Origin of the sequence: Shewanella decolorationis S12, assembly GCF_000485795.1 — a bacterium.
Taxonomy (GTDB): Bacteria; Pseudomonadota; Gammaproteobacteria; order Enterobacterales; family Shewanellaceae; genus Shewanella; species Shewanella decolorationis.
On sequence record NZ_AXZL01000054.1, the window covers coordinates 1 to 25,503 of the forward strand.

At 48.4% G+C, this 25,503-nt stretch carries 19 protein-coding genes; 6 read left to right on the top strand and 13 right to left on the bottom strand.

All coding sequences use genetic code 11. The features are described 5' to 3' along the window. Positions 1–395: 395 nt before the first annotated feature. Complete coding sequence (locus SHD_RS05610; RefSeq protein WP_011715450.1) at positions 396–860, top strand: RNA-binding protein; 465 nt, start codon at positions 396–398, stop codon at positions 858–860. An 11-nt stretch (positions 861–871) separates the two neighbouring features. On the opposite strand, the gene murI is transcribed toward SHD_RS05610, so the two are convergent. Next, positions 872–1,690: a glutamate racemase gene (murI, locus tag SHD_RS05615; protein ID WP_023266209.1), complete on the bottom strand. Its 819-nt coding sequence runs from the start codon at positions 1,688–1,690 to the stop codon at positions 872–874. A gap of 141 nt (positions 1,691–1,831) precedes the next feature. On the opposite strand from murI, the gene trmA reads away from it, so the two are divergent. Continuing rightward, a complete protein-coding gene (gene trmA, locus SHD_RS05620; protein WP_023266210.1) occupies positions 1,832–2,929 on the top strand; it encodes a tRNA (uridine(54)-C5)-methyltransferase TrmA in 1,098 nt (365 codons plus the stop codon). 69 nt (positions 2,930–2,998) lie between these two features. Here trmA and fabR read toward each other — a convergent pair whose 3' ends face one another. After that, positions 2,999–3,613: an HTH-type transcriptional repressor FabR gene (fabR, locus tag SHD_RS05625; RefSeq protein WP_011070594.1), complete on the bottom strand. Its 615-nt coding sequence runs from the start codon at positions 3,611–3,613 to the stop codon at positions 2,999–3,001. A gap of 143 nt (positions 3,614–3,756) precedes the next feature. Here fabR and SHD_RS05630 point away from each other — a divergent pair, with 143 nt between their 5' ends. The 3 genes from SHD_RS05630 to mnmH all read left to right on the top strand — a co-directional run bounded on the left by SHD_RS05630 (position 3,757) and on the right by mnmH (position 7,172). Further along, a complete protein-coding gene (locus SHD_RS05630; RefSeq protein WP_023266211.1) occupies positions 3,757–4,863 on the top strand; it encodes an acyl-CoA desaturase in 1,107 nt (368 codons plus the stop codon). Between the two features lie 96 nt (positions 4,864–4,959). Beyond that, complete coding sequence (gene selD, locus SHD_RS05635) at positions 4,960–6,018, top strand: selenide, water dikinase SelD (protein ID WP_023266212.1); 1,059 nt, start codon at positions 4,960–4,962, stop codon at positions 6,016–6,018. Next, on the top strand, positions 6,018–7,172 hold the full coding sequence (gene mnmH / locus SHD_RS05640; RefSeq protein ID WP_023266213.1) for a tRNA 2-selenouridine(34) synthase MnmH: 1,155 nt from the start codon (positions 6,018–6,020) through the stop codon (positions 7,170–7,172). The genes selD and mnmH overlap by 1 nt, the downstream gene beginning before the upstream one ends. Positions 7,173–7,226: 54 nt before the next feature. On the opposite strand, the gene SHD_RS05645 is transcribed toward mnmH, so the two are convergent. From SHD_RS05645 to SHD_RS05695, 11 genes are all read right to left on the bottom strand, one after another. Continuing rightward, positions 7,227–9,089 carry an MFS transporter gene (locus SHD_RS05645; protein ID WP_023266214.1) on the bottom strand — a complete coding sequence of 621 codons (1,863 nt, stop codon included), beginning with the start codon at positions 9,087–9,089 and terminating at the stop codon, positions 7,227–7,229. Then, a complete protein-coding gene (locus tag SHD_RS05650) occupies positions 9,080–9,691 on the bottom strand; it encodes a TetR/AcrR family transcriptional regulator (protein WP_023266215.1) in 612 nt (203 codons plus the stop codon). Before SHD_RS05650 ends, SHD_RS05645 begins: the two co-directional genes overlap by 10 nt. A 230-nt stretch (positions 9,692–9,921) precedes the next feature. Next, positions 9,922–10,365 carry a GNAT family N-acetyltransferase gene (locus SHD_RS05655; RefSeq protein WP_011621004.1) on the bottom strand — a complete coding sequence of 148 codons (444 nt, stop codon included), beginning with the start codon at positions 10,363–10,365 and terminating at the stop codon, positions 9,922–9,924. A 6-nt stretch (positions 10,366–10,371) separates the two neighbouring features. Continuing rightward, a complete protein-coding gene (cysQ, locus tag SHD_RS05660; RefSeq protein ID WP_023266216.1) occupies positions 10,372–11,184 on the bottom strand; it encodes a 3'(2'),5'-bisphosphate nucleotidase CysQ in 813 nt (270 codons plus the stop codon). 70 nt (positions 11,185–11,254) lie between these two features. Further along, on the bottom strand, positions 11,255–11,806 hold the full coding sequence (gene nudE, locus SHD_RS05665) for an ADP compounds hydrolase NudE (protein WP_011621002.1): 552 nt from the start codon (positions 11,804–11,806) through the stop codon (positions 11,255–11,257). A gap of 238 nt (positions 11,807–12,044) precedes the next feature. Beyond that, the gene (locus SHD_RS05670; RefSeq protein ID WP_023266217.1) at positions 12,045–19,559 is read right to left on the bottom strand and encodes an Ig-like domain-containing protein; all 7,515 of its coding nucleotides are present in this window, start codon (positions 19,557–19,559) and stop codon (positions 12,045–12,047) included. 96 nt (positions 19,560–19,655) lie between these two features. Further along, positions 19,656–20,255, bottom strand: a complete 600-nt coding sequence (locus SHD_RS05675; RefSeq protein WP_023266218.1) for a phage tail protein — start codon at positions 20,253–20,255, stop codon at positions 19,656–19,658. A 234-nt stretch (positions 20,256–20,489) separates the two neighbouring features. Beyond that, on the bottom strand, positions 20,490–20,906 hold the full coding sequence (locus tag SHD_RS05680; protein WP_235056943.1) for a GNAT family N-acetyltransferase: 417 nt from the start codon (positions 20,904–20,906) through the stop codon (positions 20,490–20,492). 58 nt (positions 20,907–20,964) lie between these two features. After that, the gene (locus SHD_RS05685; protein ID WP_023266220.1) at positions 20,965–22,131 is read right to left on the bottom strand and encodes a sulfotransferase family protein; all 1,167 of its coding nucleotides are present in this window, start codon (positions 22,129–22,131) and stop codon (positions 20,965–20,967) included. Further along, positions 22,131–24,140 (bottom strand): phytanoyl-CoA dioxygenase family protein, encoded by a 2,010-nt coding sequence (locus tag SHD_RS05690; protein ID WP_023266221.1) that lies wholly within the window; start codon positions 24,138–24,140, stop codon positions 22,131–22,133. Before SHD_RS05690 ends, SHD_RS05685 begins: the two co-directional genes overlap by 1 nt. Continuing rightward, positions 24,118–24,705 carry an aspartyl/asparaginyl beta-hydroxylase domain-containing protein gene (locus SHD_RS05695; protein WP_023266222.1) on the bottom strand — a complete coding sequence of 196 codons (588 nt, stop codon included), beginning with the start codon at positions 24,703–24,705 and terminating at the stop codon, positions 24,118–24,120. Before SHD_RS05695 ends, SHD_RS05690 begins: the two co-directional genes overlap by 23 nt. Positions 24,706–24,825: 120 nt before the next feature. Here SHD_RS05695 and yrfG point away from each other — a divergent pair, with 120 nt between their 5' ends. Beyond that, positions 24,826–25,488, top strand: coding sequence for a GMP/IMP nucleotidase (yrfG, locus tag SHD_RS05700; protein ID WP_023266223.1), 663 nt, complete (start codon positions 24,826–24,828; stop codon positions 25,486–25,488). The last annotated feature ends 15 nt before the right edge of the window (positions 25,489–25,503 follow it).

Below are 25,503 nucleotides of genomic sequence, written 5' to 3' on the forward strand. Positions count from 1 at the left end.
CAGGGCTGCGTATTCTACGCATTCCCGTTTTTGCGTCAAGTAGTTTTTGCAACTTTCTTTTCGCTCATCGAGGAGTTAATCACTCGATGAACTGGCACTTGAAACTGCGTATTGCTGTCTGCCGTGTCAGTGGATGCGCATTATAGGCAGCAGAACTTTTTGTGCAAGGGCTTTTTTCGACTAACCGAATCGTACGCCGATATTTTAAACATCATGTCTATTTTTTATCTCTTTCTGCTTTGTTATTCGATTTTAAAGCGAATTTTTATCTGAGAAATGATAATTCACGCTCAATTTTTCGGCAGCGGTCTAGTGTAAAAGTAAATAATTCATTACCATATGACTTGCTGTTAACAGTTATTTATCATTTTCTATTTCATTCAGAGAGCATTTATATGCAAAAGTCATTTCTTATTGTTTTGGTTATTGCCATTCTCGGCGCAATCGCGCTATCTCAATTTGCAACTACATTACCTGCGTACATCGCTTTTGTTGCTGGCGTTATCATTACTACTCTCGTTTTTAAATTTGTCCCTGAGACAAATCAAGCTCAAGGTGCAGATGAGCAATATGTTGGCCCAACCATGACACTCTATGTAGGCAACTTGCCTTATCGCGTCCACGAGGGTGAAGTGAAGGTTCTGTTTGGTGAGTTTGGCCCCGTCAACTCAGTACGTTTAGTGCGTGATCGTAAAACGGGTCGTCGTAAAGGGTTCGGCTTTGTGGAAATGTCCGAGGCGGGAGCTCAAAAGGCGATGGTCAAGTTGAACGACTTTAACTTCCAAGAAAGAACCTTAAAGGTTAGAGAAGCGAAGACTCAAGATTCGGAAGCTGCCGACCGTACAGGTACCGATGAGTAACCCGCGTTAATTTATCCGTTTGAGTTGATTGTGGTGATTCGCTCTAAAGTTGAAAAGCCACAATCGACTAACGTAGTCGCTAATCCCTCACTGATCTCCGCTTTAGTATAAAACGCCTGCATATGTACATCGCAGTGCGCGTCTTCCTGAACTTGCTCCTCACTCTTAGTCTCAGCCAGCAAGGTTTTGACTCGCTTGGCAATGGCCTTCCCGGAATCGAGCAAGGTGACACCTTGACCTAATACCTGTTGCAGTTCATCACGCAGCATGGGGAAATGAGTACATCCGAGCACCAGTACATCTAAATCCGCTTCGACGATGGGTGATAGAACCTGTGTTAACCGCGCCATGTCCAATTGGCCGGTGGCAATCTTCTGCTCTGCCATCAGCACTAATTCGGAAGATCCAAACAGCTCAACGTGGCAATCATCGGCAAATTGGCTGATGAGTTCATAGGTATAGTGGCGCTTGACCGTTCCCGGGGTGGCGAGCAAACCAATACGCTTACTCTTAGATAACTGCGCCGCGGGTTTAATAGCGGGGACCACACCCACAACAGGAATTGATAAGGTTGCACGCAGCGCTGGCAGCACAACAGTACTGGCGGTATTGCAGGCAACGACAACAATCGCGGCATGGGTACGCTCGACGACTTGGTCGATAAGCGCGACACAACCAGAGACAAGTTCCTGCTCTTCCAACTCGCCATAGGGCAATCTGGCATTATCGAACAAATAGCAGTAATCGTGATGTGGGAGCAATTTGTGAATTTCGGCCAATACGGATAGACCGCCGATGCCAGAATCGAATACTAATATTGGTTGCGACAAGCCCGTCTCCAGTTAATTCGTTGTCCCATTCGCGAGCGGATTCTCCCACAGCTTAACTCAAACCGCAAAACCAAGATGCTGGACATTCGTGTCACCTAGTATAAAATTTGCGCCCCAATTTACAGCCACGGTGAATCGACAATGAACTTAGCAGCAATGGATCCCACGACCTATGATGCGCAACTAACTGCAAAGCGTATCAAGCTAGAGCAGGCCTTTGCCCAATTTGAGACACCGAGTGTTGAAGTGTTTGCCTCAGAACCTGCCCACTATCGGATGCGCGCCGAGTTTCGCGTATGGCACGAGGGCGACGATTTATACTATTACATGTTCGATAAAGTATTGAACGACAAAGTTCGTTGCGATCAATACTTACCGGCGAGCGCCTTAATCAATCAGATGATGGTGGCTCTGATCGCCGAGTTAAAACCGAACCACAGCCTACGTCATAAACTCTTCCAAGTTGATTTTTTATCAACACTCAGCGGTGAGATTTTAGTGTCATTGCTGTATCACAGACAGCTTGATGACCAATGGCGCAGCGAAGCCGCTGCACTTAAAGCCAGATTGAGCAGCCAATTTAAGGTCAACATCATAGGCCGTGCGCGCAAACAGAAAATCGATTTAGATAAAGACTTTGTGGTTGAGTCACTGCAAGTGAATGACAAAGTTTTCCATTACAAACAAATCGAAAACAGCTTTACCCAGCCAAATGCCAAGGTGGCAATCAAGATGCTGGAATGGGCTATCGACGTGACTCAACGCAGCCAAGGCGATTTACTGGAGCTTTACTGTGGTAATGGCAACTTCTCCATCGCGCTGGCACAAAACTTTAATCGCGTGCTCGCAACCGAGTTAGCTAAACCTTCGGTGGATGCAGCCCAGTACAATATCGAAGTCAACAATATCGATAATCTGCAGATTATCCGTATGTCGGCGGAAGAATTTAGCGATGCGATGGCGAAAAAACGCAGCTTTAGACGCTTAGAAGGCATAGATCTGGACAGCTATGTCTGCAACACCATTTTTGTCGACCCACCACGAGCAGGTATCGACCCTGCGACGTTGGAGTTAGTGCAAGGTTATGAGCGGATCCTGTATATCTCTTGTAATCCCGACACCCTGAAAGACAATTTGCAGCAATTAAATCAGACCCATAAAGTCACTCGTTTTGCCCTGTTCGATCAGTTCCCTTACACCGACCATATGGAAACAGGTGTGCTGCTAGAGCGTCGTTAAGCGACTCTATGTACCTAAAAATAAAGGAGCCATTGGCTCCTTTATTTTTGGACTAAATCACAATCTTACTTAACGATGCTCGACCTTATGTTGTAAGGCTTCGGCGCCCTTAGCCACCATACGTAATTGCATCACCAGTTGATCGGCAAGCACTTTACGATCGGCGCGCTTCATATCCAGTGCCGACGCTCCGGCGTTAAACACTAAGGTCACTAAGGCTTCTGCCTGTGCTCTGGCCAGCATAGGCGTGCGGCCCGCTGTCGCTTCGGTGTAATGGGCCAGTTCAGAGATAAAATGTTCAATCTCACGGGCTACTGCTGCGCGGAATGCCGCCGAAGTCCCTGAGCGCTCATGCAGTAAAATTCTGAAAACGTTTGGGTTAGAATCAAGCACTTCCATAAAGGTATCCACAGAAATACGGATCACACTGCCCCCGGCTTCGGCACGTTGCCGCCCCTTTCGCATCATCTGTCTTAGGGTGAGCCCGCCTTCGTCGACCATGGTCAACCCAAGCTCATTCATATCCTTAAAATGACGATAAAAGGATGTGGGCGCAATGTTGGCTTCCCTCGCCACCTCACGCAAGCTTAAGCTAGAGAAACTGCGCTCAGCACTGAGCTGGTTAAACGCCGCATCGACCAATGCCCGCCGAGTTTTCTCTTTTTGCTGTGCACGAATACCCATTCTTCAATCCGCTAACTGAATGTAATGACGCGATAATACCGCTTTTGCGTCTGAAACACAGCCCCATCCACCTTGACCAAACAAGATTGCTAGGCTAAATTAGCTTACAGTTGTACGCTCAAATGCGGATATTGGAAACTATAATGAATAAACCCCCTATCATCTGGCTAAATGTCATCCTCTTTAGCCTCACCTTCCTCAGTGCAGTTATCCTCGTTCCTTGGTATGGTCTAACCCACGGTTATAGCGCCAGCGAATGGATTGCTTTTGTGGTGTTAGCCTTTGCAAGTGGTCTGTCGATCACCGCGGGTTACCATAGACTCTGGTCACACAAGGCCTATAAAGCTCACCCTGCGGTACGTTTCCTCTACGCGCTTGGCGGTGCATTAGCATTACAAAACAGTGCATTACATTGGGCATCCGATCATCGCGTGCATCATAAGCATGTCGATGATAATGATAAAGACCCCTACTCGGCTAACATGGGTTTCTGGTACAGCCATATAGGTTGGATGCTGCGCGAATACCAAGCCCAGCGTTACCATGACTACCAAAACGTGCGTGATTTGCAGAACGACCGTATCGTGATGTGGCAACACAAGCACTATCTCGCCCTCGTCATTCTGATGAACATTGGTTTGCCCGCGCTACTCGGCTGGTTCACTGGCAATATCGCCGGCATGTTGCTGATGGCGGGATTACTGCGCTTAGTCGTTGTGCATCATTGCACCTTCTTCATCAACTCCCTCGCCCATGTGTGGGGTAGCCAACCTTATACCGATAAAAACACCGCCCGTGACAACGGTTTTCTGGCGATGTTGACGTACGGTGAGGGTTACCATAATTTTCACCATATCTTCGAGAACGATTACCGTAACGGCATTAAGTGGTGGCATTACGATCCGACTAAGTGGCTGATTAAGGCTTTATCTTGGGTTGGCTTAGCCAAAGACCTGCGCACCAGTCCACAGGAGCGGATAGAGAGCGCACGCCTGCAGATGCAACTGCTACACGCCAGAAACAAAGTGCTAAACTTGCCAAATGCTGATGAAATTATTGAAAAAATTCAGCAAGAGTATGAGTTGATGAAACAACATTTACTCGAATATTACCAAGCCCAAAAGACACTGTTAGATGCCAAACGCAAGCAACTGGTCGATCAACAGTTGTTGCAGCAAGTCGAAGAGTTGAAGATACGATTCCTGACTCAGCAAAAAAGCTGGAAGAGCCTAACGGCAAGTTATAGCTAGAGCACAATTCTCGGTAAAAATCATACGGCCGCCTTGCATGGTGGCCGTATCCTATTATGATGATGCCTCAATCACTTTTTACAGGATGTAGGGCTCATGTCGAATTCCACTGTATCTTCCACCGATAGCATTAAACTCACAGAATATAGCCATGGTGCTGGCTGCGGCTGTAAAATTTCCCCTAAAGTACTGACCACCATTCTTGCCTCGCAGCTGCCTGTATTCACCGATCCTAACCTGTTGGTCGGCAATCAAAGCCGTGATGATGCAGCCGTTTACAAGCTCAATGATGAAATCGGCATTATCAGTACCACCGACTTTTTTATGCCAATCGTAGATGACCCCTTTACCTTTGGCCGCATCGCCGCCACCAATGCCATTAGCGATATCTATGCCATGGGCGGCACGCCCATGATGGCGATTGCGATTCTAGGCTGGCCAGTAAACAAGCTTCCCGCCGAGATCGCGCAACAAGTGGTCGATGGTGGCCGTCAAGCCTGTATGGAAGCTGGGATAATGCTGGCCGGTGGTCACAGTATCGATGCGCCTGAGCCAATCTTCGGCCTTGCGGTCACTGGGCAAATCGCCCTGAAGGATTTAAAACAAAACGATACCGCAAAAGCGGGCGATCGTTTGTATCTCACTAAACCTATCGGTATTGGCATTCTTACCACGGCACAAAAGCAGAAAAAGCTCAAAGACGAAGATAGCCAAATTGCGGTGAATGCGATGTGCCAGCTCAATAGCATAGGCGCCAAAATCGCTAAGATTAAAGGCGTGAACGCCCTCACCGATGTTACTGGTTTTGGGCTTGCAGGCCATCTATTAGAAGTGTGTCAAGGTGCTAAACTCACCGCTAAACTTAACCTCGATGCAGTGCCACTCTTACCCCGCGCCCTCGACTATCTAGCACAAGGCTGTATTCCCGGTGGCACCCATCGTAACTACGACAGTTATGGCGAACACTTGCCCACACTTACCGATCATCAAAAAGCCATTTTGTGTGACCCACAAACCAGTGGCGGCTTGTTAGTGGCAGTGTCGAGTGATGCCGAAGCGGAACTGGTGGCACTGCTTAATGCCCATCAGATAGAGCCTATCTGTATTGGCTCATTAGAAACGCCCACCTCCACCGCTAATGTAGTGCTGTGTTAATGTCAGCGATGATCATTCCCGCCCAGCAATATCACGATATCTTTATTGCTGGGCAGCCATTAATCGACTTAAGGGCGCCGATTGAATTTAATCGCGGCGCCTTTCCCTCCTCGATAAATCTACCGTTAATGGTTGATAAGGAAAGGGAAAAAGTCGGCACTTGTTATAAAGAGCAAGGTCAGCAAGCTGCAATAGCCTTGGGCCACTCCCTCGTACATGGCGTGGTAAAACAGCAGCGTATTGATGCCTGGTTAAACTTTTTATCGACTCACCCCGAAGCTTACCTTTGCTGCTTTCGTGGCGGGCTGCGCTCACAATTAACTCAGCAGTGGCTGCAAGAGGCTGGTGTTTCCGTACCTTATGTGCAAGGCGGCTACAAAGGTATGCGCCAATATTTAATGGGTGTAATTGAGGCGGCGCCAAGTCTGCAACCTTTGCTAAGCCTGAGCGGTATGACGGGAAGCGGCAAAACGGATTTTTTAAGACTGCGCAAAGAGGCAGTGGATCTTGAGGGTATCGCCAATCACAGAGGCTCGAGCTTTGGTAAAAACATCGACCCACAACCGACACAAATTAACTTTGAAAATCAGCTCGCCATTGCCCTGTTACACCATCAATTAGGCAATCACGCCTGTTTGTTGCTCGAGGATGAAAGCTTTTTGATTGGCCGCTCGGCGCTGCCGCAAAGTTTTTATAGCGCCATGCAGACGGCCGATATTCTGGTACTCGAAGAAGACGATGACATCAGGCTCACTCGCTTACTCGATGAATACGTTCACAAAATGCACCGAGGATTTTGCGAGCGTCTCGGCTTAGAGGCAGGTTTCGAAGCCTTTAGCCACTACCTATTACAGAGTCTTAGCAGTATTCGCAAACGTCTTGGTGGTAAGCAATATCAAGAGTTGCAAGACATGATACAACAAGCACTGTCGCAGCAACTTAATCAAAACCAAACCTCACAACATTTGGCCTGGATAAGCCTGCTGCTGCACAAATATTACGACCCCATGTACGAATACCAGTTACAAAAGAAAGCCAGCAATATTCTGTTCAGGGGAAATAACCATGCCATGCATGAGTGGCTGGATAACTATCAGCGGGATAGCTATCAGCGAAATAACGATCCGTTGGATAGCCACCACTTAAAAGGCTGAAAACAAGAAAACCGTGTGCTAACTGCCACGGTTTTCTTTATCTATCCCGTTAAGTTAGGGCTTATTGAGTAGATTCGCGACACTATCCCTGAGCGAGTGCCGATCAGCATTTTGCCCATCCACCACATCCGTTAAGCTCACCGATACCTTTGACCAAAAGCGTTTCGGCATAGTAGTCAATGCATGGCCGTCCTTATGACTAAAGTAAGAACCCCACAGTCCATTGAGCGCCATAGGGATCACCGGCACGGGATCGCGGGCCAAGATTTTATCAATACCGGGGCGAAACTCGCCGAGCTCACCATCGGGGGTTAAACGACCTTCGGGGAAGATACATACCAACTCGCCATTCGCTAACGCCTCATGAATCGATTCAAAAGCTTGATTGTAAGTTGCCTCACTCTGGCGCGGCGAACAAATCGGGATTACTCCTGCATGGCGGAACAGGTATTTCAGCACAGGGATTTCACTGATAGATTTATCCATCACGAAACGAATCGGCCGGGTCGACGCCCCCATAATGATCAACGCATCCACATAGCTCACATGGTTACAGACTATGATACCTGCACCTTCTTTGGGGATCTTTTCTCGCCCAGTCACAGTCACCCGATACATCACATGGCTGAGTAAATAACTGATAAATCGTTGAGTAAACTCAGGCACTTGCGAATACACGTAAAGCGCAACCACAAAGTTCATCACCGCCAGCAGTAAGAACAGCTGTGGAATGCTCCAGCCAGCCACCCCGAGTAGCAGCATAGACAACAACGCCGATGCCACCATAAAGAGCGAGTTCATAATGTTATTCGCAGCAATCGCTTGCGCACATTCTCCCTTAGCGGAGCGCGCTTGAATAAAAGCATACAGAGGCACAATAAACAGACCACCGCTGACCCCAATCATAAAGAAGTCCAACATCACTCGATAATGCTTCTGCTCGGCAATAAAGCTTTGTAAGCCATACACAAACTGCGCATCTGCAGGTGCGGGCGGAATCGCCCACAGCAAGTCCACACCAAACACAGTTAAACCGAGCACCCCAAAGGGCAGCAAGCCTAACTCCACATGGCCAAAGGAAAAACGCTCACAGACAAAGGAGCCAACCGCAATCCCGATAGAGAACATCCCAAGTAGCAGCGACACCACAGTCGCGCCAGAGTGCAAATGCAACTTGGCAAAGTTAGGGAATTGGGTCAGATATGTGGCACCTAAAAACCAGAACCAGCTAATGGCGAGGATGGCCATCCAAATCGAAGGCGTTTGACGCGCCTTCTTTATGGTGCGCCAAGTGCCTGATAATGGACGAAATTGGATTTTCTGAACTGTACCCTGTGGCGGTAAAGCAGGGATCGCACGGCTAGATAAATATCCCGCCAAGGCAAGGGCTGCGACCGTGATGGCCGACCACAAAGTGGCATTGTTATCAGACACTAAAATCCCGGCACTCAAGGTACCAATCAAGATAGACAGAAACGTCCCCATCTCGACCCAGGCATTGCCCGTGACTAACTCATCCTCTTTTAAGGCTTGAGGTAAGAGGGAATATTTGACTGGCCCAAAATAGGCTGACTGACTACCGGTTAAAAACAGCAGTAATAACATCATCATGTAATTTTCGCTCACGATGGCCGCGGCAGCGCTGAACATAATGATGACTTCGAGCAATTTTAAGCGGCGGATAAGTTTGGCCTTATCCATATTGTCGGCAACTACACCAGCATGGGCCGAAAATAGGAAAAACGGCAGGATAAAAACCCCTGCTGCCAAATTAACAAACATATCGACGCTAATGGGTAAATCGTTGACTTGGCTGAAGGTAACCAGCAACAACAACACATTTTTATAGATATTGTCGTTAAGTGCCCCAAGACATTGGGTAGCAAAATACGGTAAAAAACGTTTTGTTAGCAGCATGATGCTTCCCTCTGATAACCCATTCCCTGTAAATACCCTGTCACATGACTCTCTAACAAAGCGGGTAAAGATGCCGTATCGGCAAACAATTTATTATCCAGTGATAATGCCGTGAGGCCGTGGATGCCGCCCCAAAGCACTCGGCTCATTTGGAGTTGCTGCTCGACAGTTTTATGGGGGAACAACAGGGCTAACTCACGTTCAATTAAACTGAATAAACCCGCGATAAGTTGGCCTTGGGATTCAGGCAAAGGCTCAGAGTCGAGTAGCTGCAGTTCAAATACCAACTTAAAACATTGGCGCTGTGCGTGGGCAAACTCAGCGTATTTTTGCGCCATGCTAATGATTTGATTGCGACTATTATCAGCACTTACCTCGGAGAGCTGGTGCATCAGCGCCTGCAACGTTGCCTCAGAAACGGCTAACAGTAGGTAGTTATAACTACCAAAGATATTGATTAAGGTACTCGGCACATAGCCAATCTGGCTAGCAATCTTGCGTAAACTCAGTTCTTGTGTCCCTTGCTGTTGCAGCAATGCCATTGCCGCTTCTACTGCCATAGCACGAATCTCATCATGACTATGTTCTTTGCGTCTCGCCATAGGTCTCACTCCCTGTTGAATGATGTGAGATTAACAGTCTAAAAAATAAAAAACAACGTTCAAAATAAGTTTATTTTGCGTACAGCATGAAGTAAAAGGCATAAAAATGAGAGAAGAAGGGCTAACTTCGAGGCAAGCGCTCGATGGAAACCTTGAAAGGAACTTAACTTTTAACGCATAAAAAAATGGCGCCCTCAATCGAGGGCGCCATTTCGAGGTTGAACTTTTACCTAGCGGCAGTGATAACTCATCACGACTCTATCTGCCCCTGCGCCAAAATAGTCCGCTTCGAAGGCAGTATCGACAAACCCTAAACGCTGATACAAACCATGGGCTGGGTTGTGGGGATCGACGGTTAAATCCACCCGCTTAACCTGAGGCGGTAGCTGAGTTAAACATTGTTGGATTAATTGTTTGCCAATGCCTCGCCCGCGGGATTGCTCACTCACCGCCACGGAGAGAATCCACATACAAGCAGGGTCACCACTTTGAGCGCAGAGCAAATAGCCTAACAACTTACCGCCATCATCTACGGCAACCAGAAAATGCTCTGGCCAACAATCAAATCCTTGGCGAAAGAAAAAATCGGGATAACAATGGTCGCCAAAGATAGCCTGTTCGAGTTGAAAAACGTCGGCTAACTCTGACTTTAATACTGGACGAATCGACTGCATGTAAAACTATTCACCAATTAAAATTTTATCCCACTCTAAATTGGGCGCACCAACAACAATAAAGTTAGGATTTTCAAGCGTCTCACGCTCGTTATAAGTCAAAGGTTGCAGTTCGGTATCCATGAGCTGGCCACCCGCTTCCTCAATAATGATCTGCGCGGCACCGGTGTCCCACTCCCCCGTCGGCCCGACTCGCACATAACAATCGGCGCGTCCTTCGGCAACCAGACAACTCTTCAAGGCCGCACCGCCCATGACCACCAGCTCACAGTGCTTAGGCTGATTGAACAGGGTCAACACGGATTGGGGATCCTGACGACGACTCACAGCTAACCTAAGGGAAACTTGCTCACGGTGCTGAATTTGCCGACTGCTGATGCGCACTTCCTGCTTATCGGTACGTTTATAGGCGCCTAAGCCCGCAATGGCGTAGTAACACACCTGCGTCATAGGCACATAGACCACACCCATCACGGGGCGATTGTGCTCCACCAGCGCAATGATCACCGAAAAGTCACCACTGCCCGCAATAAACTCCCCCGTGCCATCGAGAGGATCGACTAACCAATAACGTTTCCAGCCTTCGCGCACGCTTAGGGGAATATCGGCAGCCTCTTCCGACAGGATAGGAATATCGGGCGTCAATGCGGCTAAGCGTTCACAGATCAGCTCATTCGCCGCTAAGTCCGCCGAGGTGACGGGGGTATTATCAGACTTGGTTTCTCGTTCAAAATTACCCTTGAGGTAAATCTCACGAATAGTGCGACCCGCATCCGTTGCTATCGCAATCACCTCGTCGATTAACTCTTCTGGCTTCATAACCACTCCAATCGCAAACTTCGCGAATGATTTACAAGCACTCAGTTGCTGAACGCTTTAACGAAAAAGATTATTTAAGTTGTAGGTGTTTCTGCGCTAAAAACAATGCGCTCACACTACGAGATTCGGAAAAATCGCTATTATCGAGTAACGCTTCCCACTCGGCCAATGCCCAAGGCACTACATCTATGGGTTCTGGCTCATCGCCTTCGAGGCGGCTTTCATATAAATCTTCTGCTATGAAAATTTGCATCTTGCTAGAGAAATAACCCGGTGCAAGACTAAGTTCTTTCAACAGTGTCAGCTTACGCGCCCCAAAACCGATTTCTTCCTGTAATTCTCGATTGGCCGCCTCGATAGCTTGCTCACCAGGGTCAATTAATCCCTTAGGAAAACCTAGCTCGTAATTGTCGGTGCCAGCGGCATATTCACGGGCTAACAACATGTTGCCTTGATGAATGGGCACCACCATCACAGCGCCACGGCTTCCGCCCTTCATCCGCTCATACTGGCGCTCGACACCGTTGGAGAATTTAAGATGGACCTGTTCAATTTGAAACAAACGGCTCTTAGCGACAACTTCAGTATGCAAGATTTCCGGCTTATGGTGCCGCTGCGACATAACTGCCCCTGGATAAAAAATAGCAACAAACTAACTAGGATAAGTGACAATCTTACTATCCTGTCTTTAATCTACAACCTGAATTTAGTGCGGCTATTCCAAAGACCACCATCCAAGCCATGGGATTTAAATCACATACTCAGCAAGGACAAAGGAGAAACGGTTAAAACTTTTCGCTTTTTACCGCGAAAAATCACCAACAAAAAAGGGGCTAAGCCCCTTTTGATGTCAACATCATCTAAAACTGATAGCGCAGATTGAGCTGATAACTCAATAGATCATTCGGCTCGATATCTATGTATTGATAACCTAACCCCACGGACCAAGCATCACTGAATTGGTAACTAAAACGCACTCCCGCATACCAATCAGTACCATCTAAATCGGTCTTGATCGTTGTATTGCCCATGGTACTGCCAATATCGGCTTGCCAATGGAACAAGCCAAAGGGTACTTCAAAACGCCACCCCTCATGTTCAAGCAAGGTAAGTCTCAGGCCAAGCATCACCCCATCGGCAAGGACTGGAGTGACGGTTTTCACCAACTCATGATATTGCTCCGGTGTTAAGGTTGCGCCCTTAATTCTCGCGCTTCCTTCACCAAAGTCGGCATAACCCAGTTCCAACGCTACGGTCGGCGTCCACTGATAACCCAGACTCACCCCAAATGCGGTATCCGAGTCATCGACGTTGAGAAGTTGCCCCTCTCCGACTTGGGCGTTCAACTCAGGCAGGGTTTTATCGGCCTTCGCTTGGCCAATGAACCCCTCAACATACCAGTCTGTTGCCTGTGCCTGTTGCGTCACACTGAGAAATAACAGGCAGCCTAAGGCCAATCGCTGTAGCTCTCGGCGGCGCAACATGGCGCACGCTAAGATAAATGCCAACGCCCATAAGGTCATACTGCCTCCTCCTGACTTATTATCGATAATGACCTCTTGATAGGCTTTCACTGTGATAAGCACTTGCCCCGTCGCTTCACCACCTTGGCCGTCGCTAATCCTATAGGTCACGGTATCCACACCATCGAATCCTGTTTTAGGGATATAGCGCAGTTTATTCGCCTCGATAGTCACACTGCCTTGTTGAGCTGTCGCACTTAACAGGGTCAACGTATTACCATCCAGATCGGTGTCATTACTCAGCACGTCGATAAGCAAGCTGGTGCGATCATCGGTGGCGGCGCTGTCATCAACAGTCACAGGGGCTGTGTTGCCATTCACCTCAATCGTCAGCTCACTACTTGCCGTACCACCTTTACCATCGGTAATGCTATAAACCAACACATCGGTGCCGATAAAGTCTGCCGCTGGCGTGTAACTGATCCGTTGATCCGCTAACACTGTGGCAGTGCCAAACTCACTGATCACTTGAGTAACACTCAAACTATCCCCATCGCTATCCGTATCGTTGGCAAGCACGTTCACATCGATACTCTGGTTCCAGGCAATTGCTGCCGAGTCAGGATTGGCGACAGGCAAGTGGTTACCATTGAGCATCACAGCCACGCCACTTGGGTCGACAATAGTACGGTTAGCCACACCATCATCATCGTTAGGGCCACCGTCTTCGATGGTTAACTGCACACACCAATGGCCTTCGGTTAATCCCGGCGTCCAACTGCTATCCCCCGGTGGAGGGCAGAAACCACGCTCACCTTCGGTACTGGCAACAGTGTTGTTTGCATCAATCACAAAATCTCGCCAGCCCGCTTGAGCATTGAACTTGCGATAGATGGCATTCGCAGGAACGGGCGAACGTTGTGGCAATACCAAGCTATAGCTTTGGCCCTGTTGTGGCAGACCCGTCGCGATAAAGTCGAAAATACCACCCACATTGGCAGCTAAAGCATCTTCAGCCACGGCTTCAGGCTGTAGCTGCACGCCGCCCTGTCCACGGCTTAGGGCAATATTCCCCAAACGTAAACAGACACCCGCCTGCCCTTCGGCCAAGAAGTAGACCGGCTGTAATTCTCCCTCAGGCATCACATTACAGTCGTTATTGGCATCTAAATAATCCGGAATACCATCGCTATCGCTATCGCTATAGCCTTCTTGAACATCAGGGATTAAATCGCCATCCGTATCGGCACTCGTCAATGCGGCTAAACTTGGACGCACAACGATATACACAGTTTCGGTACTCGACAGTACAGGCGAACCATCATCGGTCACCGTTAGGCTCACAGGATAAATCCCCGGAGTCACCGCGGCTGGAGAGAATGTCATGCCCGTCGCATCCGCTTGCAAGCTTAACCCGCCGCTTGCCCACGTCAGCGTCAATGTATCCTGCTCATTGGCGTCCGAGGCGGAGGCACGAATGTGCACATCGCCGCCATTTTGCGCGACAATGACTTGTTGCTGGCCAGCTTGAGTCACCGCTAAACTGACCTGTGGTGCAATATTGGCTTCGGTAATCACAACTTGGCTCTGCTGCTTACTACCAAGATTCAGGCTTGGGTCAAGGCTGATTAATACCTCTTCATTCCCTTCGCCCACACCATCGTTCAGGGTAGTAAAGTGGATTTCTGCCATTTGTCCTGCAGCTATCTCCACTACGCCATCAACCAAATCATGGTCGCTACTGTCTGCCGTTCCTGACACTGTGTAAGGAATACTCAGCGGATAACTCGGTGCCTCACCATTGAGATGAACACTCACAGTCACTTGATTTCCTTCAGCAACAACTTGATCTTTGCTCAGTGAAATCAATGGATTGACTTTAACCTTCTGCGCTTTAATCGCCTTATTGCCCTCGCTGTCTACTGCCTGCCAATAGGCTAAGTAGTTGCCAGGGGCGAAGAACAAGCTCTTATTCACCAGCGACACAGGCAATGGATGGCCATTACGGTCAACCGCCTTGGCAAAACCGAGTTTCACCCGCGTAAACAGGCCAGTCGCATTCACCTCAACATCATCAGGGAGGGTGATCACGGGTTGATTCGCTGAATCAGCGCCTTCAATCAGCACATTCACTTTGGCGGTTGCTCGGCCTTTGTTGCCATCGCTAATGGTATAACGCAGTGCAACTGGCCCCACATAAGCCTCGGGCGCGGTAAAGCTGAGTCCATCGGCAGTGATTTGTACACTGCCAATATCCGCAGCGGCACCATCAATGCTTAAGGCGTCACCATCGACATCCACATCGTTTGCCAGCACCGCCAGCGAATAGGTGTCATTGGGGGTACTGGTTAAGGTATAGCTATCATCGACAGCTTGAGGATCGTCGTTCACAGGCGTAACCGTAATGGTGACTGTGGCGGGCTCAGAGCTTAACTCTGCATCCTTGGCAATAAAGCCAATAGAATCAGTACCATTAAAATCCTTCTCAGGCGTATAAAGCCAGACACTACCATGCTGCTCTAAGGTACCAGAGGCTGGTTGCGCGGTGATCTCATAGGTCAGAGGATCATTGTCGGCATCCTCACCCGCAAGCGTGATCATCAGCGAACTGTCTTCCTCTAATGTCACAGACTGATTGGAAGCGACAGGTGCATCATTAACGTTTGCCACCACAATGGTAAAGCTCTGCTCTGCCGTCAGGCCATCTGTGTCTGTTGCCCGTAGTACTACCGCATGACTGCCCACGTTACCATTGCTTGGGGTACCACTCAGCACACCCGTCGCTGCATTGAAGCTCAGCCAGCTTGGCAGTGTGACGGCACTTAAGGTGACACTGTCGCCCACATCGCTGTCGCTTGCGACCAAGGTATAGCTATAGGCCGCATCCTGAGTGGCACTGGTCATCGCAGTTGAACTGATGGTCGGCGCATCGTTGATGTTTGCCACCACAATGGTAAAGCTCTGCTCTGCCGTCAGGCCATCTGTGTCTGTTGCCCGTAGTACTACCGCATGGCTACCCACGTTAGCATTGCTTGGGGTACCACTCAGGACACCTGTCGCCGCATTGAAGCTCAACCAGCTTGGCAGTGTGACGGCACTTAAGGTGACACTGTCGCCCACATCGCTGTCGCTTGCGACCAAGGTATAGCTATAGGCCGCATCCTGAGTGGCACTGGTTAACGCGGTTGAACTGATAACAGGGGCGCCATTAGGCTTCACTGCGTTACTCGCCGTGGAGGCACTACCGGTTCCGGCTGAGTTTATAGCTGCAACAGTAAATGAATAGGAAGTCCCATTGGTTAATCCAGTTATGGTGATAGGTGAAGCAGTACCCGATGCCGTAATACCGCCAGGAGTAGACACTAAGGAGTAGCCCGTAATGACCGCACCGCCAGTGAATGCCGGGGCACTAAAACTCACCGTTGCTTGAGCATTCCCCGCAGTAGCAGCGCCGATTGTTGGCGCGCTTGGCACAACGGCATTGACACTGAATGAACGACTAACTTGAACAGCAGCCAAATAACTCGCATTGCCTGCTTGATCTGCGTTGATGGTACAAGTACCCACAGTGACAAAGGTCAATACGCCACCACTGGTAATAGTACACACTCCGGGGGTGGAAGAGGTAAATGTCGGAATCAAACCTGAATTGGACGTAGCGACCAGTGTCGGCGATGTACCAAAGTTTTGCGCTCCAGGATTGGAAAAAGTAATGGATTGGCTTGCTGCGGGTGTTACGCTATTCGATGTAGCTGATGCAGCACCTGCGCCAGCAGAGTTATTTGCCGTTACCGTAAAGGTATAGGCCTGTCCATTAGTTAAACCTGTCACTAGAATCGGCGAACTGGCACCATTAACAGGGGCAACATCCGGCGGGCTGACGCTCACGGTATAACCCATAATCGAAGTACCACCTGTACTAGCAGGAGCAACAAAGGCAACACTGGCCTGAGTATCTCCAGCAGTTGCTGTGCCAATTGTTGGCGCACTCGGTACAACAGCATTTACTGTAAATGTTCGGCTGACCGTGGCGGCGGCCAGATAGGACGAATTACCAGCCTGCTCAGCGTTGATAGTACAAGTACCTGCAGTAACAAAAGTCAGGGTTGAACCGCTAACCGTACATACCCCTGTGGTCGATGAGCTAAAGCTGACGGTTAAACCTGATGTTGAGCTGGCAGACAAGTTGGGCGACGTTCCAAAATTCTGCGCCCCAGGGTTAGCAAAAGTAATGGTTTGAGGCGATGCGGGTGTAACTGAATTAGAAGCCGCAGACGCAGCACCAGTCCCTGCGGAGTTAGTCGCTGTAACGGTAAAAGTATAGGACACTCCGTTAGTGAGCCCTGTGACTGTGATCGGCGAACCAGATCCAGTACCCGTTGCACCACCGGGGCTAGCAGTGACAGTGTAGCCTCCGGCAAGGATCGGTGCACCACCAGTGCTGGCGGGAGCTGAAAAGCTAACCGATGCTTGAGTGTCGCCCGCGGTTGCGGAGCCAATAGTTGGGGCACTAGGCGCGACGGCATTAACGCTAAAGGTTTGGCTTACCGTCGTTGCAGCATTGGTAGCAGCATTCCCAGCTTGGTCCGCATCGATAGTACATGAGCCAGAGTTAACAAAGGTCAGCGCACCTCCTGAGGTGATGGTACAGATCCCCGTCGTTGAAGATGAGAAGCTGACCGTCAAGCCCGAGCTAGAGGTCGCACTTAGGGTCGGACTGGTACCAAAGTTTTGTGCGCCGGGATTATTGAAAGTAATTGTTTGATTAACTTTGGGCACCACTGAATTGGAAGCAGCGGAGGCAGAGCTTGTTCCAATGGCATTAGTTGCGGTCACCGTAAAAGTATAAGCCGTACCATTCGTAAGGCCAGTCACCGTTATCGGAGACGTTGTGAATCCATTACCTCCAGCAGTAATACCGCCGGGGCTGGATGTCACGGTGTAACCGGTAATCGCCGAGCCGCCGTTATTGGACGGCGCAGTAAAGGCGACGGAAACCTGTCCATCACCTGCTGTTGCAACCCCTATGGTGGGTGCATCCGGTGCCGTTGGAATGGCGACCGTATGGGTCGTGCCACTGGTATAAGCAGCGGGGCCAGCATTGCCAGCCGCATCGGAAATATTGGTGGAACCGTTTAGGTTGAGCTTTATCGTACCATTGCCAGTAATGCTACTCACAGTCACTGTCACACTGGAGCCTGAACTCGCAGATACACTAGCAATCGTGCCTGTTGCACTACCCGTAGTTCCCAAAGCGAAATCGTCAGTGGAAATATTGCTGACAGACTCACTGAAATTCACGGTGAAATCCACGCTGGTGTCCGTTGATACCGCGCCACCAACAGGAGCTGTGCTAGTTACAGAAGGTGTAACGCCATCCACAACCAGCGCTTTATTGGCGCCCAATGAGTTGGCCGCTCCGGGCGATGCCAGTGTAAGCGTCGCATTATTCGTAGCCGCATCGCGAATAGTGCCACCATTTAACGACAATGAATTGGTGGCGACATAATCCAAATCGTTTGAGCTATCACCGGACTGAATGGTGTAGCTAAATGTAAGGGTGCTTGTGCCTGAGCCGCTGGTGTAATTAATCGTGCGATCTGTTGTGCCTGTTTCAAGGGTTAATTGCGGCGTACCAGTGACATTCACCACTTCACTAAAGTTAACTTGAATACTGATGTTATCGCCCACTTTATAAGTGCCATTGGCTGTACTGGCAGTCACAGAAGATATAGTGGGCGCTATGCCATCAATAACAATATTCTTATTTGCGCCCAAAGAATTGGCAGTCCCAGGGCTTGGCAAGGTTAGAATGGCATTGTTGCTGGCTGCATCGCGGATAGTGCCACTGTTTAGTGCTAAAGAATTGGTCGCCACATAATCCAAATCGGCCGAGGTATCACCAGATTGAACAGTGTAGTTGAACGTCAAGCTACTGGAATTACTGCCGCTGGTGTAGTCAATCGTGCGATCAGTAGTGCCTGTTTCAAGTGTGAGTTGAGGTGTGCCAGTGACCAACACAGTTTCATCAAAGTTGACCTGAATACTGATGACATCGCCTACTTTGTAGGTACCGTTTGCGGTACTGGCGGAAATAGAACTTACCGTCGGAGCAAGAGTATCGGTAGAAAAAGCGCCCACAGGATTAAAGCCAATGCCGCTGCTGGTACCAGTGAGCGAGCTGCTATTGGTTTGACTGTCATTTACGGTAGTACCACTGGTTTCATTTAACTTCCAGTAACCCAATAAACCGGTTTCATTCCCCACCAACTCCATACTACGATTGTTTTGAATTTGCGTTTGGGTGCGTGCACTACTCCATAAACGTATGTCATCAATGCTACCTACAAAATCATCGACAGATGGGTGGTTTTGCATACCAAACAGCAGGTTGGTCACCGACAATCCAGCATAATCAGGGACAACATTGATAGCCCCTTGATCAAGAACATTGATACCCTGTGCTACTCCATCGACATAAAAATCCCAAGTCCCGTTATCAAATACTACTGCAATGTGATACCAGGTCCCTGTGCTTAAGGACAGTGCATTACTTTCCGTCAAGCAACCAAAATCACAGGCCAAATCGACAGTCAGTTTGCCTGCGTTCAATATGAGGCCACCGGCATCAGCACCGCCAGTGAAATCAACTAAATTAATGAGCCCACTGACGTTAGTAAATTTGGCCCAGAACTCCAGTGTAAATGTCGTCCGGTTCGATAGCGCAGAAGCCGCATTAGTCAGTGTAACGGTATCATTAGCTGTAAAATCATAGGATCGGTTTTGTGCATTAGCACCAAGGGAAGTCATCGCAAACAAACTGCCTACAATAAGTATTGTCCAATAAGAATGCCAGAATCTAACAATAAGATTCTTAACGGCATGTATCGCTTTACAAGCAGGTTGATGCATGATAATTCCCCATAAATAACTTGCCCTAAATACAAATAGTGCGTACTCCTTACGCACTATTTCTCTTACAGATTCCCCTATCTAGTTCGTGTAAATTTAATTACGCGAAGGGAAAATACCTTCAAGTGCGATAATGAAATTCACTGTCAAATAAGGCTGCAATAGTCTCACAGGCAAACTATTTCCAGTATTTGTAGTTGCACCTGTAAGATGTACGCTTGTGGTGGTATTGACTGGTAGCAAATTAGTATTAGGAGCTGCGGAGCTAAAAGCGTTTAGAGCATTAAGGCCGCTAGCGACCTTTGCAGGAACAGTAGTTGGGCTTGGGGTAGACGTATTGCCATTCGCGGTCGAAGCGCCAAGTGCCACGCTAACATTACCTGTTCCAGTTAAATCTACCGCGTGGTTATGTATAGGCATCTGACTAGAGGTGAGAGTAACGGTTTCTTGTCCAGCCATTTCACCTAGAACGTACTGTGATGTACCTGGGCTTTGTCCCTGATGGACGGGCACACGCCCTTGCATGTTCGGTAATGCAAAAGTAGTTTGGCCATTCCCACCATAAGTGGTACCAATTATTGAAAAAAGCGCGGTATATTGCGCTATCGACAACAACTGTCCATTACAAAACGCCCAACCACGTGGAGCAAAGTTGCCGGCGAACATAGAGATTTGACCGATAAATGGCTCTGACATTGTATTTCTCCTTAAATAACGATTTTGTCTATGTAACGTTTTTCAACGATTTCATTACTCACGACATTTAATCGACAGCGAGTTCCTTTTGCTGATGACAACATCATTTGCATCACACATTAATGAGGCTATTATGCAACACAATTAAAACAGATTGGTTACAACTAAACATATCTGAAAAATCGGCAAACACAATTAAGCAGAAATAATTTTGTGTAAATTATCAGCCTAGGTTTAAGGCCATCGCATTGACTCATAGGTATCTGAACGGCTTTGAAACTGAAATCCATGCCGTAAATAAAGTGATTTAGCCTGAGTATTTTCACTCTCTACTGATAAATGAACAGGCAACTGACGTTGCCTCGCCTCAAGCTTGACCGCCTCTAATACCGCAGAGCCTAAACCACGACCTCGCATACTTGGCGCAATAATAAAATCAACAAGATGAACCCTATGCTCATTGGTATCGAGCATCAGTTTGCCTACCGCTTGTTGCTGATAAAACAATATATAAGTAATAGCATTTGGATATTGCTCCCGATAGGAGACTTGTTGCAGCCGATATTGTTGCTCCAGCATGCTTTGCGCGACATCAAGGGGTAAACCAAGCTCATAGAAGAAGGTTTTAGTTGAATAAAAAAGCTCTGCCAAAAATCCGTTATCACTTGAAATAGCGATCCTAGCACTCAAGCCTTTGAATGAATTTAACTCAGCTAGCATCATGGTTTTTATCTCGAACTAAAGGTTGCAACAGTTGCTCATAAGCATTCAATAACAGTTGCCATGAGATAGTTTGTGATTCATTTAATGGACTAGATTGCGCGGGTACCATGGGCACAAACAATTGCCCTTGTCGCTTTACATCAAAGCGCCAGTGGCCTTGCCAGTGCTCAATATCTTCTGCGGCTAACGGCCAGTCTAGAATGGCCGAAAGTACGCTGGGTTTAAGCGAATTTAATTGTTGATAATCCATTAAGATGCAACGACTTGATTGATAAAGTGCAGCAGTTTGCTGGGCAAAACCATATAACACACCCATTCGAAATGCGTCTAAATTTGGCTCAGCATGTGTGCTTTCACTAAGCGGTAATGAATAGAGAAATAAAGCCTTCACCCGCCCCGCCATATGCATCCCAGCCTCTCGTTGATGCGAAGCCAAAATATCTCTGGGATGGCGCATCAGACATAGCACTCGACTATTAGGATAGAGTTCTAGCAACATGGGCCAACAAGCTAAATCCCACGCATTCCACTTGATCACTAGCTCACACTCATCAGGCCTCAACCGCCCTTGTAGCCTTAAACATAAATCCACCAGCTGCGGTATTAAGCTCGAAGGCCAAACATCATGGTGCATCACATCGCTGCAGAGCATCGATTCGGACAGCACTCGACAGGTATTGAGTAGGGAAAAACTGCTAGAAACCAGTGTTGACCCACAACGGGACCAATGGAAAATCATCAAGTTAGGATTGATCGCGGGCAAACTTTCGCGTTGGGATAATAAGGGTTCGAGCAAGGTTTGAGGCTGGATAAAACTAGCCAGTAAACCACGACGAGCATCGCAGATATCGTCCTCCAAGAAAGGTTTTGATAACCGCTGAAAGACAGGAACCCAACTGATTGTTTTAGTTTGAGCATGATAATGAGAAGGAAACCAAACTTGGCTGAAGCGCGCTAAATCTGGAATGAAGCTTGGTTGCTGCAAGGCAATAAATGCCAGCATCTGCTCTAAATTTAGCTCAGGCCAATTGAGGAAGTCTGCCATCAAGGCAACAAAATGCTCAACATCCTGCGCTTGATACAGTAAATACAATGATTCAGGCTGATGCAGCAAGTGCCAATAGCATTGCTGTTGTTCATTAAAATTAATCATTAGCTGGCCATTGGATAGAAATTAATGTACTGCACCATTCGGGGTGACAGGCCCCGATTTGGCGTCGGTCCATGGGGCAAGGCATGGTGCCAAATGATTAAATCCCCTGCGCTCGCGGCGATAGGTTTAATCGGCCACTCCTCCCAATGCTGTTGCTGCAACTCCATATCAGTCTTGTTTTGTTTCTTTAGCCAAGTTTCTATTTTGAGGTGAAAGCAGGGAACACAGCAAAATGCCCCCTGCTCGGCAGGGGTATCCGTAAGATAAATTAATCCTTGTGTTCCAAATGGCACAGGTAGTTGCAGTGGCATGTCCCAATGCATATTGGGGCCAGGAAACTGCCAAGTGGGCGTTTCAGGGGGATTAAAACTCACTCTATCAGTCGTCATCACCAAATCGGTACGCTGCCATAATTGTTCAAAGGCTTGGCGGATTAGAGGTGTTTGCCGATTGGCATCGAGGACGGGATGACGAAATAACTGCAGCATGATTTTCTGCATCAACTCATGGGACTGGTACCAAGTTGATGGATCATTTTCATTCGCGCCAAGCTGCTGCCAAATCACGGCTCGACTCGCCGCGCATTGGGCTTTTGACAACACTTGCGGGATGACTAAATAACCTTCCCGTTGCCAAAAGGCGAGTTGGGCGTCGGTAAGCACTTGAGGTAAAGCATCGCTATAAGCTAGCTCTGTATTGCCGTTTTCTGGCTCAGCTTGGGATAAGGCGCGCAATCGCTGATTGATGCCAACAATATCCGCTGTAGTCAGCTTAGTTTGCCTTTGAACGAAGGCGATAAAATCAGCCTGTTTATCATATTGATAGAGCGCCTTCATCCCAGGCTCTAATCCAATACCGCAAAGATCCAGCAGCGCTTTATCTAGGTTCCATTCTCCCTCTGTCACCTCATTGGTTTGTCCAAGCTTTTGCAACTGAATTTTTTGCCATAGCCGCTGCAAGTGATAAATCCCCAAACAACTCAAATCCTCACTGCCAACAAGCGGCAATTTCTGCTGCTGATATTGGAAGATAAAATCGGGATAGGTTCCCAACTCGTAGCTAAAGTCCACTCTACTCAGAGGTTTAAGCCACAGGGATTTTTTATATTGGGATAGGGTTAATTGTGATTGATTTTCAAGTAATTGATGTTCGCCATAAACCCTGATTTGCGTCGTCAATTTTAGGTTTATGGGTTGAGGATCATAATCGGGTAACAATAAGCTCCCCGCCAACCCACTCCTGTCGCCTTGAGCGAGCAAGCGGGCATGGGCTAAATCGAGACAGAATAAAGGGCCCAAATATATTGGCGGCTGCTCTTTTAGCTCGAGCCACGCATCCAACTCAATCGACTCGGGGATCAAACATCCATCCTCTGCTAAAAAATGCTGTAGCTGGCTAAAAATCTGTACCTGCGGTTCCTGTTGCAGCAGGTGTTTCATGGTTTCAGAAATAATCAGATCAAAGGTTTGTGTTGATGCTGGCCGCCAAAGCGTAGCGTCAGCACAAATAAGCGCATCGACACGATCCGCTACGCCGAAATATGCCAGCAGCTTTTCAACACTCTCCAATGACGCTCGATGAATGTCGAGTAAGGTTACTCGCACTTGCTTCGCCGTAAATAGCGGTAATAAGGCTAAAATTAACCAAGCAAAAGGCCCGGTTCCGGCATAGAGTATGTGCACAGGATGATTCGAGTGAGCTTTAAGTTTGTCCTGTATCGCTTGATAAATTCCCTGAATAAACACTCTGCTACGCTCGGGATCTTCTGCACATTGCGCCGCAGTTGTTGGTGATACCGCTTTGCCAAAAGCCGTAATACTCGCCTCTGTATCGAGAAACAACGCCGGGTGCAGCTCCAACCCTGTCAATTGGCATAACTGCGCCAGCATAGGATCGATAAGCCGCTTTGCCTCCCCCGCTGAATGGGATTGCAACAGCGCCTGAGCAAACAGCTTTAATCTCAAAAGCGCCTCGCGCTGCCCTGCATTAGGCTTTGATCTTGGCATCATGGATAAGCTCCTTTAACCACGAGTTAACTTCACAATCGATCACCAAATTGATTCTGGCCTCCACACCTTTGTTCGCGACCCAATGGGTTTGGTCGGCATTGATATACCACAGCTCCCCCGCCTGCATCGGAACCCGCTTATCATCCACATAAAAATGCAGTTGGGCGTGAGTTTGAATGGGAAGATGCAACCTTGCTTCGCCTTGCTCTAGGGATAAGCCTTGATCCCTATGGGGTTTGATTTCGGCGCCAGCATGTAAACGCATTAAGCGTACCGATTTAACCGGGCAAGCAAGGGATTGAATAAACTGCAGTAGCGCGGGGCTCGATTCCAGTGAGGGCAAATTATCCCAATCTGTTGCAGCACTAATGGAAAAGGCCTGCAAAATAGGGTGCGCGACTCGATATTCCTCGGCGCAGCGCAAGGCCAACACATCCCAACCGCCCTGATAATCCCGTTGGTTAATATGCGGCAACCACTCATGCTGCAACAAAGAAGTGAGTTCTTGCTGTAAACTAGTGATATTCGGAGCTTGGGTAAGCAAGGCGAATGAGCAGATATCCATATCCAAGTGTCTCATTTTTAGACAAAAACGAATTAATCAAGCCTAGCACAAAGTGTCATGCTGACAAGATAGGCTAATGTAAACCTCATTCTGAGCCGAGTGAATCACACAGGACAGCCCATGTTTGACTGGAAGAAGATTGATACTGTACTGCTCGATATGGATGGCACCCTGCTCGACCTGCACTTTGATAACCATTTTTGGTTGAGTCTAGTGCCACAGGAGCTGAGCAAGCAGCGGGGATTAAGCCAAAGCCAGGCGCAACAACTGGTGGAACAAGCCTACGGCAGAGTCGCGGGCACGTTAGACTGGTATTGCCTCGATTATTGGCAATCCGAGTTACAGCTCGACATTATGGGGCTTCACCGTAACTTAGTTGATCGTATTCAGCTGCGCCAAGACAGCATGCCGTTTCTCGATGCCCTCGCCGCTGCGGGCAAAAAACGTATCTTGGTCACCAATGCCCATCCTAAGAGTCTTGCGCTTAAGCTGGAGCACACTGAACTGGCAAGCGGCTTAGATGCGATGATTTCGAGTCATGAAACGGGTTATCCCAAGGAACACCCACAATTTTGGCAAACGCTGTTTGAAAAATTCGCCCTAGTGCCAGAGCGCTGCCTGTTTATCGATGATAGCGAGCCGATTTTGAATGCGGCGCGCTTAGCGGGCGTGGGCCATCAGCTCGGGATCAGCAATCCCGATAGCCAGAAACCGGCTAAAACCTTCAATGATTTTCCGGCCATTAGCGACTATCGCCTGCTGTTTGCCGATCTGGCGGGTTAATCCCTTAAAATACAA